The sequence below is a fragment of the Paraburkholderia sp. genome (genome assembly GCF_028283785.1).
Classification (GTDB): Bacteria; Pseudomonadota; Gammaproteobacteria; order Burkholderiales; family Burkholderiaceae; genus Paraburkholderia.
In genome coordinates this window covers 593,512-606,668 of the sequence record NZ_JAPWKB010000019.1, presented here as the reverse complement: position 1 = coordinate 606,668, position 13,157 = coordinate 593,512, and the positions used below count along the sequence as shown (strand labels likewise).

General features: G+C 64.1%; 10 protein-coding genes and 1 pseudogene. 6 read left to right on the top strand and 5 right to left on the bottom strand.

Going from position 1 to position 13,157, the window contains the following annotated elements; all coding sequences use genetic code 11:
* Nucleotides 1–15: 15 nt before the first annotated feature.
* Genes PW947_RS25025 through PW947_RS25015 form a run of 3 tightly spaced genes read right to left on the bottom strand, consistent with a single transcriptional unit; the run spans nucleotide 16 to nucleotide 2,079 of the window.
* Complete coding sequence (locus tag PW947_RS25025) at nucleotides 16–408, bottom strand: Rieske 2Fe-2S domain-containing protein (protein ID WP_299635075.1); 393 nt, start codon at nucleotides 406–408, stop codon at nucleotides 16–18.
* Nucleotides 405–1,064, bottom strand: coding sequence for an HAD-IA family hydrolase (locus PW947_RS25020; protein WP_299635074.1), 660 nt, complete (start codon nucleotides 1,062–1,064; stop codon nucleotides 405–407). The genes PW947_RS25025 and PW947_RS25020 overlap by 4 nt, the downstream gene beginning before the upstream one ends.
* Complete coding sequence (locus tag PW947_RS25015) at nucleotides 1,057–2,079, bottom strand: RluA family pseudouridine synthase (protein WP_299635073.1); 1,023 nt, start codon at nucleotides 2,077–2,079, stop codon at nucleotides 1,057–1,059. The genes PW947_RS25020 and PW947_RS25015 overlap by 8 nt, the downstream gene beginning before the upstream one ends.
* Nucleotides 2,080–2,809: 730 nt before the next feature.
* Here PW947_RS25015 and PW947_RS25010 point away from each other — a divergent pair.
* From PW947_RS25010 to PW947_RS24985, 6 genes and pseudogenes are all read left to right on the top strand, one after another.
* Nucleotides 2,810–6,178 (top strand): Rne/Rng family ribonuclease, encoded by a 3,369-nt coding sequence (locus PW947_RS25010; protein WP_299635072.1) that lies wholly within the window; start codon nucleotides 2,810–2,812, stop codon nucleotides 6,176–6,178.
* A gap of 219 nt (nucleotides 6,179–6,397) precedes the next feature.
* Nucleotides 6,398–7,505 (top strand): annotated as a pseudogene (moaA, locus tag PW947_RS25005) (GTP 3',8-cyclase MoaA).
* An 87-nt stretch (nucleotides 7,506–7,592) separates the two neighbouring features.
* On the top strand, nucleotides 7,593–8,243 hold the full coding sequence (gene mobA / locus PW947_RS25000; protein WP_299635071.1) for a molybdenum cofactor guanylyltransferase MobA: 651 nt from the start codon (nucleotides 7,593–7,595) through the stop codon (nucleotides 8,241–8,243).
* A gap of 78 nt (nucleotides 8,244–8,321) precedes the next feature.
* Nucleotides 8,322–9,632, top strand: a complete 1,311-nt coding sequence (gene glp, locus PW947_RS24995; protein WP_299635070.1) for a gephyrin-like molybdotransferase Glp — start codon at nucleotides 8,322–8,324, stop codon at nucleotides 9,630–9,632.
* A gap of 88 nt (nucleotides 9,633–9,720) precedes the next feature.
* Nucleotides 9,721–9,996 carry a hypothetical protein gene (locus PW947_RS24990; protein ID WP_299635069.1) on the top strand — a complete coding sequence of 92 codons (276 nt, stop codon included), beginning with the start codon at nucleotides 9,721–9,723 and terminating at the stop codon, nucleotides 9,994–9,996.
* Nucleotides 9,996–10,490 (top strand): GNAT family N-acetyltransferase, encoded by a 495-nt coding sequence (locus PW947_RS24985; protein ID WP_299635068.1) that lies wholly within the window; start codon nucleotides 9,996–9,998, stop codon nucleotides 10,488–10,490. Before PW947_RS24990 ends, PW947_RS24985 begins: the two co-directional genes overlap by 1 nt.
* A 94-nt stretch (nucleotides 10,491–10,584) precedes the next feature.
* On the opposite strand, the gene rmuC is transcribed toward PW947_RS24985, so the two are convergent.
* Together rmuC and PW947_RS24975 are read right to left on the bottom strand one after the other, a co-directional pair.
* Nucleotides 10,585–12,078 (bottom strand): DNA recombination protein RmuC, encoded by a 1,494-nt coding sequence (rmuC, locus tag PW947_RS24980; protein WP_299635067.1) that lies wholly within the window; start codon nucleotides 12,076–12,078, stop codon nucleotides 10,585–10,587.
* A complete protein-coding gene (locus PW947_RS24975; protein ID WP_299635066.1) occupies nucleotides 12,075–13,064 on the bottom strand; it encodes a D-glycerate dehydrogenase in 990 nt (329 codons plus the stop codon). The genes rmuC and PW947_RS24975 overlap by 4 nt, the downstream gene beginning before the upstream one ends.
* Nucleotides 13,065–13,157 lie beyond the last annotated feature (93 nt).

The window sequence follows — 13,157 nt, the reverse complement described above, 5'->3', positions numbered from 1 at the left end:
TCACAGGTAAAAGAATCAGGGGGTGGCCGGGCGCAGATCGCCGTCCGGAAGCCAGAATACTGCACGGCCATCCGGGGTATCCCGCTCTTCAACCTGAACGGGACGCAACTTGCCGCCACGGCACGGGCCGCCGACACACTTGCCGGTGTCGGGCGCGTAAATCGCACCGTGCGTGGCGCACATCAAGTATAAACCGGACGATTCGAAGAACTGACCCTCGGCCCAGTCCAATTCCATCGGTACGTGCGCGCAACGGTTCAGATAGCCGTAGGCCTGTCCGTCGAAACGCACGAAAAAGACCACCACATCGCCGCCGCCGGATTTAGCGGCAACGCGTACGCCTGTGCCGCCGTCGATCAGATCGCCCGATGCGCAGACGCGCACGGCGTCGGTCGTGGCGTCGCTCATGCGTTCTCGCGCAGCCAAGTGGACAGCGAACCGACGCTATCCGCGACGAACTTCGGCGCAAGTGCGCTCAACGACGCCGCCGGATGCGCGCCGTACGTGACGCCGATGGCCGCCGCGCCCGCGTTGACGGCCATTTGCAGATCGTGCGTCGTATCGCCCACCATCACGGTGCGCCCGATATCCTGCCCCAGTTCGCGGGTGAGTTCGTGCAGCATCGCCGGATGCGGCTTGGAGAAGGTTTCGTCCGCGCAACGGGTGCCGTCGAACAGGCTGGTCAGCCGCGACTGGTCCAGCGCGCGGTTGAGCCCCACGCGGCTCTTGCCGGTTGCGACGCCCAGCAGATAGCCGGTATCGCGCAACTCCTGCAACATCTCGCGCACACCGGTGAAGAGTTCGGTGGTTTGATCCTTCACCAGATAATGAAAGCGGTAGCGTTCGGCGAGACGCGGATAGTCGGCCGGATCGAGCGTCGGCGCGGCGATCTGCAACGCGTCGCGCAAACCCAGGCCAATCACGTAACTGGCGGCTTCGTCAGCCGGAACGGGCAGACTCAGATCGCGGCAAGCCGCCTGGATGCTCCGCGTGATATGCGCGGTCGAATCCATCAGCGTGCCGTCCCAGTCAAAGACGATCAGATCGAATTGCTCTCTAGCCATGCGCGTGCGTCTCCGGATTTGAGCCCTTATTGGCTGCTTTTAGCTGCTCGATAAAGCGACGGCAATCAGCCGGCAACGGCGCCTCGAACTGCAGCGTGGCGCCCGTGGCCGGATGCGTGATCTTCAGCCGGTAAGCGTGCAGGAACATTCGCTTAAGGCCGGGATTGGCGTCGGTGCGCGCGAGCGCTTTATTCAGCGCGAAATCCCCGTATTTGGCGTCGCCGACGATCGGCAGCTCCAGATGTGCGAGGTGAACGCGTATCTGATGGGTCCGACCCGTTTTAAGTTCAGCTTCGAGCAATGCGTAGTCGGGCCAGCGGTCGATCAGGTTGAACACCGTGTGCGACGGCAAGCCGTCGGCCTGGACGCGGACGCGACGCTCGCCGTCACCCGTCAAATATTTGTGCAACGGCTCCTTCACTGCCCGGCGACGTCCCCAATCGCTCGCCCAGTCGCCATGGACGCACGCATAGTAGCGCTTGTCCATCCGGTTCTCGCGAATCTGCTCGTGCAGCGCGACCAGCGCCGAACGCTTTTTCGCGAGCATCAGGATGCCGGACGTTTCGCGGTCGAGGCGGTGCACCAGTTCGAGGAATTTCGCGTCCGGCCGCGCTTCGCGCAACTGCTCGATGACGCCGAATGCGACGCCGCTGCCGCCGTGCACCGCGACGCCTGCCGGTTTGTCGATCACCAGCATGTGATCGTCTTCGAACAGGATCGTGAAGTGTCCGGCGGGAACCGGCGCACGAGCCGTTTCGCTCGGCTGGGCGACCCGGATGGGCGGCACGCGCACCAGATCGCCGAGTTCGAGCCGGTACTGCGCATCGACCCGGCCCTTATTCACACGCACTTCGCCGCTACGCAAAATGCGATAAATATGGCTTTTTGGCACGCCTTTACACACGCGCAACAAGAAGTTGTCGATGCGCTGTCCGGCCGCGCTGTCGTCGATCTCGAGGATCGAGACCTGGTCGCTTGCGACCGATTTCTGGGATATTTTGCCTAACTCTTTCATTCTGAATATAATTTGCCCAGCAGTCTGCGGCGGCCGGCGCATTGTCCGGTATTCTGGCGGATTGCGCAGGTGCAAGCGATAAACCGTCATTTTACTTGCGCCCGGGTCTGGTTGCTCACCCGCATAATGAGATGCAACACGTTGTACGCACGGAATCATGTCCGGCAGGGACGGCGCCCACAGGCGCGTTCGGTCAGGGCCGGTTCCGACGGTAACGGAATTTTGGTAAAAAAGAATTTAACCGGCGAGCTTCGGTATGCGGATGGCCTGACGCCTTCGCAGCCAGTGCTGCCGTTGCGAAAATACGGCGTGCGCCCATAGCGTCTTGTAGAAAGTGCAAGACATGGCGACGTCAAAATGAGGCGAGACACCCCGAGCGAGAAAAGACGCGCCGCCTGCGCGAACTTCCCGCTGCGGCATGACCGCAACCTTCGACCCTCCGGTCACGCGCCCAGTTGGCGCACCGGCGCGAGTGGACGAAGGTGTATGAAGGTCTGCCGGCAGTTACCACGGCGTGTCGTGCCGTTATTTGAAGCCGTGTTCGCGTGTGCCCTGCGGCAGCGTGTCCGTTATTTCCGGACGCCGCCCTCTCAGGCAATTCTCCCGCCATTCTTCCCGCTCCAGCGTACTTGTAAAACACCACAAGGTGCGGCATGCCGCTGCCCTCATCGACCGTGCGACTGACACTCGTACGGCGCGGGCAAGGTTTGAGCCGCTCTGGAGCCGTTCAATGAAACGAATGTTGTTCAACGCGACGCAGCAGGAAGAACTGCGCGTCGCCATCGTCGATGGGCAAAAACTCATCGACATCGACATCGAAACCGCCGGTCGCGAACAGCGTAAAGGCAATATTTACAAAGGCATCATTACCCGCATCGAGCCATCGCTCGAAGCGTGCTTCGTCAACTACGGCGAAGACCGCCACGGCTTCCTGCCGTTCAAGGAAGTCGCCCGTCAGTATTTCCGCGACGGCGTCGACATGCGTTCCGCACGCATCCAGGACGCGCTGCGCGAAGGCCAGGAACTGATCGTCCAGGTCGAGAAAGAAGAACGCGGCAACAAGGGCGCTGCCCTGACCACGTTCATCTCGCTCGCCGGCCGCTATCTGGTCCTGATGCCGAACAACCCGCGCGGCGGCGGCGTGTCGCGCCGGATCGAAGGCGACGACCGTCAGGAACTGCGCGAAACCATGGCGCAACTGCAATTGCCGGAAGGCATGAGCATCATCGCGCGCACGGCCGGCATCGGTCGCAGCGCCGAAGAGTTGCAGTGGGACCTGAACTACCTGATGCAACTGTGGCGCGCCATCGAAGCCGCGTCGCAAAGCGGTTCCACCGGTCAGCCGATGCTGATCTATCTGGAATCGAGCCTCGTGATCCGCGCGATCCGCGACTACTTCCAGCCGGACATCGGCGAAATCCTGATCGACACCACCGAAATCCATGACCAGGCACGCGCCTTCATGGACATCGTGATGCCGGATAATGTCAGCAAGGTGAAGCGGTATCACGACGATGTACCGCTCTTCTCGCGCTTCCAGATCGAACACCAGATCGAAACCGCGTACTCGCGCACGGTTCCGCTGCCGTCGGGCGGCGCGATCGTGATCGACCACACGGAAGCGCTGGTCGCGATCGACGTGAACTCGGCACGCGCCACCAAGGGCGCCGACATCGAGGAAACGGCTGCGCGCACCAACCTCGAAGCCGCCGACGAAGTCGCCCGCCAGCTGCGCTTGCGCGATCTGGGCGGCCTGATCGTGATCGACTTCATCGACATGGAATCGGCCAAGAGCCAGCGCGAAGTCGAGCAGCGTCTGAAAGACGCGCTGAAGCACGACCGCGCACGCGTGCAGATGGGCAAGATCTCGCGTTTCGGCCTGATGGAACTGTCGCGTCAGCGTCTCCGTCCGGCGCTGTCGGAAGGCAGCCACGTGACCTGCCCGCGCTGTAACGGCACGGGTCATATCCGCGACACCGAATCGTCCGCGCTGCAAGTACTGCGGATCATTCAGGAAGAAGCAATGAAGGAAAACACCGCGGCGATTCATTGCCAGGTGCCGGTCGAAGTCACCGCCTTCCTGCTGAACGAAAAACGCGCCGAGATCAACAAGATCGAGTCGCGCTTCAAGGTCAACGTCGTCCTGATCCCGAACAAGCATCTCGACACGCCGCACTACAAACTCGAACGCCTGCGTCACGATGACGCACGCCTCGACGATCCGCGCGCATCGTGGAAGATGGCCGAAGAAGCGGCACGCGAACTGGAATCGGAAACCGGTTACAGCAAGCGCACCGAAGAAGTGAAGCCGAAGCAGGAAGCCGCCGTGAAGGGCTTCGCGCCCGCGCAGCCGGCACCGGCTGCACCGGTTCGCACGGCAGCGCCCGCAGCGGCGCCTGTCGCAGCGGCACCGGCGAGCGGCGGTTTCATCGGCTGGCTGAAGAACCTGTTCGGCGTCGCGCCTGCTGCACCGGCACCGGCAACCCCGGCTCCGGCCGACAAGACCGCACGCCCGCAACGCGGCGAACGCACCGAGCGCGGCGAGCGTACGGGTGAACGCGGCGGCGATCGCAACCGCAATCGTCGTGGCGGCGCAGGCGCAACCGGCGGCCGCGACGCGGCAGGCCGTGGCGAAGGCGCTTCGGGCGGCCGTCAAGGTCAACCGTCGCAACGTCGCGAAGAACGTGAAGGTCGCGAGCCGCGTGAAGCACGTGAGCCGCGCGAGACACGTGAAGGCCAAGGTCAAGGTCGTGAGGCCCGTGAAGGCCGCGAGCCGCGTGAAGCGCGCGAAGGTCGTGAACCGCGCAACGGTCGCGAGCCGCGTGAAGCACGCGAGTCCCGCGAACCGCGTGACGCACGTGAATCCCGTGAGCCGCGCGACGCGCGTGAAGCACGCGAGCCGCGCGAAACCCGTGAAGGACGTGACAACCGCGCAGAACGCGGTCAGGAACGTGCTGAAACGGCTGACGGCGCACCGCGTGGTGAGCGTCAGGAACGCAACGAACGTCGTGAACGTCGCAATCGCCAGCCGGCTGACGCGGTCGATGCACTGAACCCGAACGAAGCGCTCGCGCAAGACGCGACGCCGGTTCAGGAAGGTGTACTCGATGGCGGTGTTCCGGGCGATCAGGAAGCCGTGGCGCGTGATGGTGAAGAGCGTCGTCGTCGTCGTCGCGGTCGTCGCGGCGGTCGTCGTGAGCGTGAAGAAGACGGCATGAACGTCAACCAGGCCGCCGATATCGCCGAAGGCGAAGGCGAAAACGACATGCTGACAGCCGCCGCCGAAGCGCCGGCCCACGTGTCGTCGCCGGAACAGCCGGTCGAAACGCGTGAAGTCGCGCAAGCTGCGCAAGCCGCGCCGGTCGCGTCGGAAGTGAAGCCGGTCGAAGTCGTCGTTGCCGCTGTCGCAACGGAGACGGCCGTCGTCACCGAACTGCACGCTGTCACGGAAACGCCTGCGCTGGCTGTGGAAAAAGCGGTCAAGGCCGAAGCGATCGTTCCGGTCGAAGCAGCGCCTGCAGCCGTCGAAACCCCGGCAGCGCCGGTCGTGACGGAAGCGGCTGAACCGGTCGCAGCAGTCGCGCCGGTCGTGATCGAAGCCGTGAAGCCGGTGGAAACCGCAACGCATCTGCCGACGCAAGTCGAAGCTGCGCCGGTCGAAGCGCTCGGCGTCACGCCGGTGGAAACGCAACCGGCCGCGCCGGTTGTCGAGGCCGTCGTCGAAGCAGCGCCGGCACCGGTTCAAGTGGTCGAAGCACCGGCTGCCGCACCGGCACCGCAAGCCGAGATCATCGAATCGAAGCCGGTCGTGGTCGAAGCGCCTGCGGTTGCGCCGGTCGCGGTTGAAACGGCTCCGGCTCCGGTTGCAGCTCCGGTCGCCGCGCCCGCTTCGCAAACGACGTCGCCGGAAGTGTTGAAGTCGGTGCTGGACCAGGCTGGTCTGGTGTGGGTCAATACCGACGCCGACAAGTTCCGCGTCGCGCAGGAAGCGGCATCGCAAAGCGTGAAACCGGCGCGCGCGCCGCGTGAACGCAAGCCGTTGCCGCCGGTTGACGCTGCGCCGATGCAACAGGTCGAAACCGGCAAGCACTCGCAATAAACCGCGAAGTCTGCCGTCGAATGCGACGCCCGCGCGGTTTGCGAGCGTCGCACCAGAAAGCCCGCCTTTATCGGCGGGCTTTTTTTTGCGTCGGCGAAAGCGCGAAAATGCACGTCGACGGGCTTGTGACTTACCCGAATCTGTACTCCTCCGCCAGGCTTGCGAAGCGGCGCTGCGTTAGAATGAAAGCCAACTGTTCCACGCATCGTCAGAGCCATCATGTCCCGACGCATCATCCCACTCACCGACGTCAGTACCATGCCGGTCATCGCCGGTCCGGCGCTGGCGCCAAGCGGCGTTCTGAGCGACACGCTCGGCCGGCCGCTGCGCGATCTGCGCATTTCGGTGACGGATCGGTGCAACTTCCGCTGCGTCTACTGCATGCCGCGTGAAGTGTTCGACAAGGATCACGCGTTCCTGCCGCACAGCGCGCTGCTGAGTTTCGAAGAAATCGAACGGCTGGCGCGTATTTTTCGTCGCACATGGCGTCGAAAAAATCCGGCTGACCGGCGGCGAACCGCTGCTGCGCAAGAACATCGAATTCCTGATCGAGCGTCTGGCGTTGCTGCAAACGCCGGAAGGCCGTCCGCTGGATCTGACCTTGACCACCAACGGCTCGCTGCTCGAACGCAAAGCACGCAGTCTGAAAGATGCCGGGCTCAACCGTGTGACGGTCAGCCTCGATGCGATCGACGACGCGCTGTTCCGCAAGATGAACGACGCCGATTTCGCGGTCGCCGACGTGCTGGACGGCATCGAGGCAGCACAAGCGGTCGGACTTGCGCCCGTGAAGGTCAACATGGTGGTCAAGCGCGGCACCAACGACTCACAGGTCGTGCCGATGGCGCGCCACTTCAAAGGCAGCGGCAACGTATTGCGCTTTATCGAATACATGGACGTCGGCACGTCGAACGGCTGGAACATGACCGAAGTATTACCGTCCGCCGACGTGATCGCGCGGATCGACGACGTCTTCCCGCTGCACCCGCTCGACGCGCACAGCGCCGCCGAAACCGCGCAACGCTGGGGCTACGTCGACGGCAGCGGTGAAATCGGCGTGATCTCCAGCGTCACGCGCGCGTTTTGCGGCACGTGTACGCGCGCCCGGCTGTCGACGGAAGGCAAGCTCTACCTGTGCCTGTTCGCGTCCGGCGGCCACGATCTGCGCGCGCTGATCCGCAGCGGCGCGAGCGAAGCCGACGTCGCAAGCGCCGTCGCGCATATCTGGCAGGCGCGCGCCGACCGCTACTCGCAACTTCGCGGCAGCGACGCCGCCGCGCGCTCGACCGAAGCGCGCCGGGTCGAAATGTCGTATATCGGCGGCTGAGTTGGGCTGCGTATCCCGCTTCGTATCCCACTTCGGGCCACGCTTGGTAACCCGCTCCGTCACGCCGCACCATCCGGCCGTCACACGATGACCGTCACCCGCGAACAGATCACCGGCTTGCTACTCGCTGGCGGACGCGGCCTGCGCATGGGCGGCGTCGACAAAGGCCTGCAAATGCTCGATGGCGAAGCGCTTGCCGCGCATGTGTTGCGACGGCTCGCGCCGCAGAGCGGCGCATTGCTGATCAGCGCCAATCGTCATCGCGAAACCTACATCGACTTGGGCCAGCCTTACCGAGCATCGGTGATCTCCGACACCTTGCCGGACTTTCCCGGACCGCTAGCGGGATTGCTGGCTGGCATGCGCGCCGCCCGCACGCCGTTCGTGCTGAGCGCGCCTTGCGATACGCCTTCATTTCCCGCCGAACTCGCCGACCGGCTGGCCGCCGCGTTCAACGACGCACCCGCCGATACGCCCATCGACATCGCCACCGTGCGCACCACCGGCACCGACGGACATCACTCGATGCACCCCGTCTTCGCGTTGCTGCGCACGTCGCTCGCGGATGACCTCGCCGCCTTTCTGGACGCCGGAGAGCGTAAGGTTCGCGCGTGGTACGCGCGCCACACGACGGTTGAAGTCGCCTTTGCCGACGAGCGCGCGTTTTACAATATCAACTCGATACAAGAACTCGCCGACCTCGAACGCAGCCGGGTGCGCAAGCTCGAAGATCGCTGACGCATCGGCTATTCAGCTGACTCCCGCTCCGGTCGCGCGACCGCCGGACCCGCATCCGGCCGCGACGCTCCTCCATCCATGACCACGCTCAACGAACTCTCTGGCTGCGTCGTTCAGTACGACCCCGATGCATTACCGGTACCGTCCGCGCAAGCCATCGTGCGCGAATGGGCCACGCCCGTCGGCGTGGTCGAACGCGTGCCGCTGCACGATGCGCTCGATCGCGTGCTCGCCGAAGACATCGTGTCGCCGATCGACGTTCCCGCGCACGACAACTCCGCGATGGACGGCTACGCATTCAAAAGCGCGGCCCTCGATCTCGAACGCGGCACGGATGCCAGCGCGCATCTGAACCTGACCGTCGCCGGCAAGGCGCTCGCCGGCCATCCGTTCAACGAACACATCACCGCGGCGCAATGCGTGCGCGTGATGACGGGCGCCTGCATTCCGCCGGATTGCGACACCGTGATCCCGCAAGAACTGGTCACGCGTGAAGGCGACGTCATCCAGTTCGCGTTCGATGCAGTCAAGCGCGGCGCCAATCGTCGCCGGGCCGGGGAAGATCTTGCGCGCGGTCACGCGGCGTTGCGCGCGGGCCGGATCGTGCGGGCATCGGATCTGGGCTTGCTGGCGTCGCTCGGCATTGGCGAAGTGCCGGTTCGACGCCGGTTGCGAGTGGCGTTTTTCTCGACCGGCGACGAACTGCGCTCGCTCGGCGAGCCGCTCGATCCCGGTTGCGTGTACGACAGCAACCGTCACACGCTGTTCGCGATGCTGCGTCGGCTGAATGTCGATGCACTCGATCTCGGCGTGGTTCGCGATCAACCCGACGCGCTCGAAGCCGCATTGCGCAGTGCCGCCGCCAGCGCCGACGTCGTGTTGACGTCGGGCGGCGTATCGGTCGGCGAAGCGGATCTGACGAAGAAAATGCTGCGCACCTTCGGCGACGTCGCGTTCTGGAGTCTGGCGATGCGTCCGGGCCGCCCGCTCGCGTTCGGCCGCGTCTGGTCCGGCGATCGTCCCGGCGACGGTTCGCCTGCGTTATTCTTCGGCTTGCCGGGCAATCCGGTCGCGGTGATGGTCGCGTTTTACCAGATCGTGCGCGACGCGCTGCTGCTGATGTCGGGCGCGACGCCGCAACCCGTACCGCTGATCCGCGCGGCCAGCCGCGTCGCGATTCGCAAGCGCGCGGGCCGCACCGAGTTTCAGCGCGGCATCGCCGAACGCGACGCACACGGTCAGTGGCACGTCGCGCCGACCGGCTCGCAAAGCTCCGGCGTTCTCAGTTCGATGAGCGAAGCCAACTGCTTCATCATGCTCGGACACGAACAATCCGATCTTGCCGTCGGAGAAGCCGTCGATATCCTGCTGTTCGACGGACTGATCTGACTTCGCGTTATCGCGAAGCACGCCGCCCGATCCGCCTTTATCATCTCAACCGTTCACCCCACTACCACGTTCATCGGGTTTGACTTACATGAAAAAACAGATCTCGTTCATTGCACCGGGACAAACGGCGAAAGCGCTCATTCTGGTGTACCTGACGTTCAGCGTGCCGATCGTGCTGCTGGGCGTGCTGGTCGCGTTTTTCCGCTACGGGTCGGTCGAACTGAGCACCGTGTTCAGCGCGCTGCTGCTGAACGCCATCCTCGGTTTTATCCTGCTGTGGATCGCTTGCCACGCGTACAACTGGGTGGCGTCGCGCTTCGGCGGCATCGAAATTCAACTGACCGACGCGCCGGAAGAGGCGTAATGACGACGATCCGCGAAGCCACGTCCGCCGATGTCGGCGCGATGCTGTCGCTGATGCGCGAACTCGCCGAGTTCGAAAGTCTCACGCACCTGTTCGTCGCGACGGAAGACGGCTTGCGCGATGCGCTGTTCGGCGCGCGGCCGGCAGCCGAAGCGCTGGTCGCGGAAAAAGCCGGCAAGCTGGTCGGCTATGCGCTGTTCTTCCACAACTACTCGACCTTCGTCGGCCGGCGCGGCCTGTATCTCGAAGACCTGTACGTGCAACCGGACCAACGCGGCACGGGTCTGGGCACCGCGCTGCTCAGGCGGGTGGCGGCACTCGCGGTCGAACGCCAATGCGGCCGCTTCGAGTGGACTGTCCTCGACTGGAATCAGCGGGCGATCGATTTCTACGAGAAGATGGGCGCGTCCATCATGCCCGACTGGCGCGTGGTGCGCGTCGCCGACGACGCACTCGAACAACTGGCCACCGGCGCCAAAGCCAGCAACGGCTGATTCGCCACGCCATTGCCAATCGCAAGAAATCTCGAAGCCGCATACGCGGCTTTTTTTGCGCGCGGCCGGCCGCGCTAGCCCTACCCGCGTTCGCCTATTCGTCCGCATCCGCGCCGGACAGCGCGTCTCCGAGCACGCCCGCCGCTTCATCGCCGGGCAACGCTTCGACATCGCGCAACTTGCGATTCATCACCCGAGCGCGCGTCTCGGCCGCTTCGATCGACCGCGTGACCGTTTCCAGTTGCGATTTCGTGCGCGCGAGAGCATCGCCGAACTTGCCGAACTCGGTTTTCACCGCCCCGAGCACCTGCCACACTTCGCTCGACCGCTTCTCGATGGCGAGCGTGCGGAAACCCATCTGCAAGCTGTTCAGCAATGCGGTCAGCGTGGTCGGACCGGCGATCGTCACGCGATAGTCGCGCTGCAGCATATCGGTCAAACCGGGCCGCCGAAGAATCTCCGCATACAGCCCTTCGGTCGGCAGGAATAGCAGCGCGAAATCCGTGGTGTGCGGCGGCGAAACGTATTTCTCCGCAATCGTGCGAGCCTCGGCGCGAATCCGCTGCTCGAGCGCGCGCGACGCTTCTTCGACTGCCGCCGGATCGGCCCGCTCCTGCGCATCGATCAGCCGCTCGTAATCTTCGCGCGGAAACTTGGCATCGACCGGCAACCACACCGGCTCGTTATCGCCGCCCGCCTGACTGCGTCCCGGCAACTTGATCGCGAACTCGACGCGGTCGTTGCTCTTCGGCACCGTCGCGACGTTTTTCGCGTATTGATCGACGGTCAGCAACTGTTCGAGCAGGGCTTCGAGTTGCACTTCGCCCCATGTGCCGCGCGTTTTCACATTGGTCAGCACTTTCTTCAGATCGCCGACGCCCGCCGCCAGCGTCTGCATTTCACCAAGCCCGCGATGGACCTGCTCCAGACGGTCCGACACCAGCTTGAACGATTCGCCCAGCCGCTGCTCGAGGGTTGCGTGCAGCTTTTCATCGACCGTGCGACGCATTTCCTCGAGCTTCGTCGCGTTATTGGCCTCGATGTCTTTCAGACGCTGTTCGATGGTCGTGCGCACTTCGGCGAAGCGACGGTCGTTCGCTTCCGTCAATTGCGCGAGTTGCAGCGTCAGCGTGTCGCCGAAACGTTTCAACGTGCCGCCCTGCTCGTCACGCGCCTGTTGCGCCTGCTGCTGCAAGCTGAGCCGCACGGCATCGAGTTGTTGCGCGTTGGTGTCGGTCAGCTTCACGAGTTGCTGCGCAAAGCCGTCGATCTTGCCTGCCTGCAACGTCGTCATGCTGGTGAATTGCGCTGCGAGCGTTTGCTGAAACTGCGCGAAACCGCCGTTCAACTCGACGCGCGACACGCGCGCCGTCTCCGTGATTTCGCCGCGCAATTCGCGTTCGAGCCGCTCATACGAGCGTGACTGCGCTTCGCCGGTGGCGGCGAGATGATCGGCGAGACTGTCGAACATCGCGTGCATGTCGTCGTCATCGTGGCCGCGACCGCGACCGCGCAACAGGATTGCCACTGCAATCAACAACGCGACCGCCAGTACGACGACGGCCGCTAACAGCAGAATCATCGTCATTGACGCGCCCGGCCCATCACGTCGGCGTTGATCGGGTTCGGCGGATTGCCCGCGCGCGGACCCTCGCCCAATGCGGCAATCAGGTTGTCAGCCGCGAGATTCGCCATCGCACGACGGGTGGCCTCGGTCGCGCTCGCGATGTGCGGCGTCAGCACGACATTCGGCACCGTCAGCAAAGCCGGATTCACCGACGGCTCGCCCTCGAACACGTCGAGCCCCGCCGCCGCAATCTGCTTCGTGCGCAGCGCTTCGGCCAGTGCCGCATCGTCGACGATGCCGCCGCGCGCGATATTCGTCAGCGTAGCGCTCGGCTTCATCAGCGCGAGTTCGGCCGCGCCGATCGTGTGATGGCTGTCCTTCGTGTACGGCAGCACCAGCACGACGTGATCGGCGCGGCGCAACAGCTCCTCTTTCGACACGTAGTGCGCGTTCAGGTCGGCTTCGATCTCAGGCGCGACCCGCGAACGGTTGTGATAGATCACCTGCATGTTGAAGCCGCGCGCGCGACGCGCCAACGCCTGGCCGATCCGCCCCATGCCGATCACACCGAGCGTCGAGCCGTACAGATCGCCGCCGAGAAAACCGTCGTACGACCATTTGCCCCACTTGCCCGCGCGCAACCAGTGCTCGGATTCGGCGATGCGCCGTGCCGCAGCCATCATTAGCGCCCAGCCGAAATCCGCGGTGGATTCGTTCAGCACGTCAGGCGTATTCGTGCCGAGCACGTTCGATGCGTTGAACGCCGCCATGTCGAAATTGTTGTAGCCGACCGCCATGTTCGACACCACGCGCAAGCGCGGCGCGGCGGCGAGCACCGAGCCGTCGATCGGATCGCCCGCGCTCAGCGCGCCGTCCTTGTCGGCGAGACGTTGCTTCAACGCGTCGGCGGGCAGCACGTCGCCCTGATTCCAGTCCACGTCGAAATACTGTTTGAGGCGATCGATCACGTCCGGAAAAATGGGACGAGCAACGAGGATCTTCTGCATTTGCAATTCTCCGATTCGCGCGCCGCACGTGTTGCGCGGCGCTGTCACATGCTTGATGAACGCGCTTGAAATGACACAGGACGGGCGAGAAAA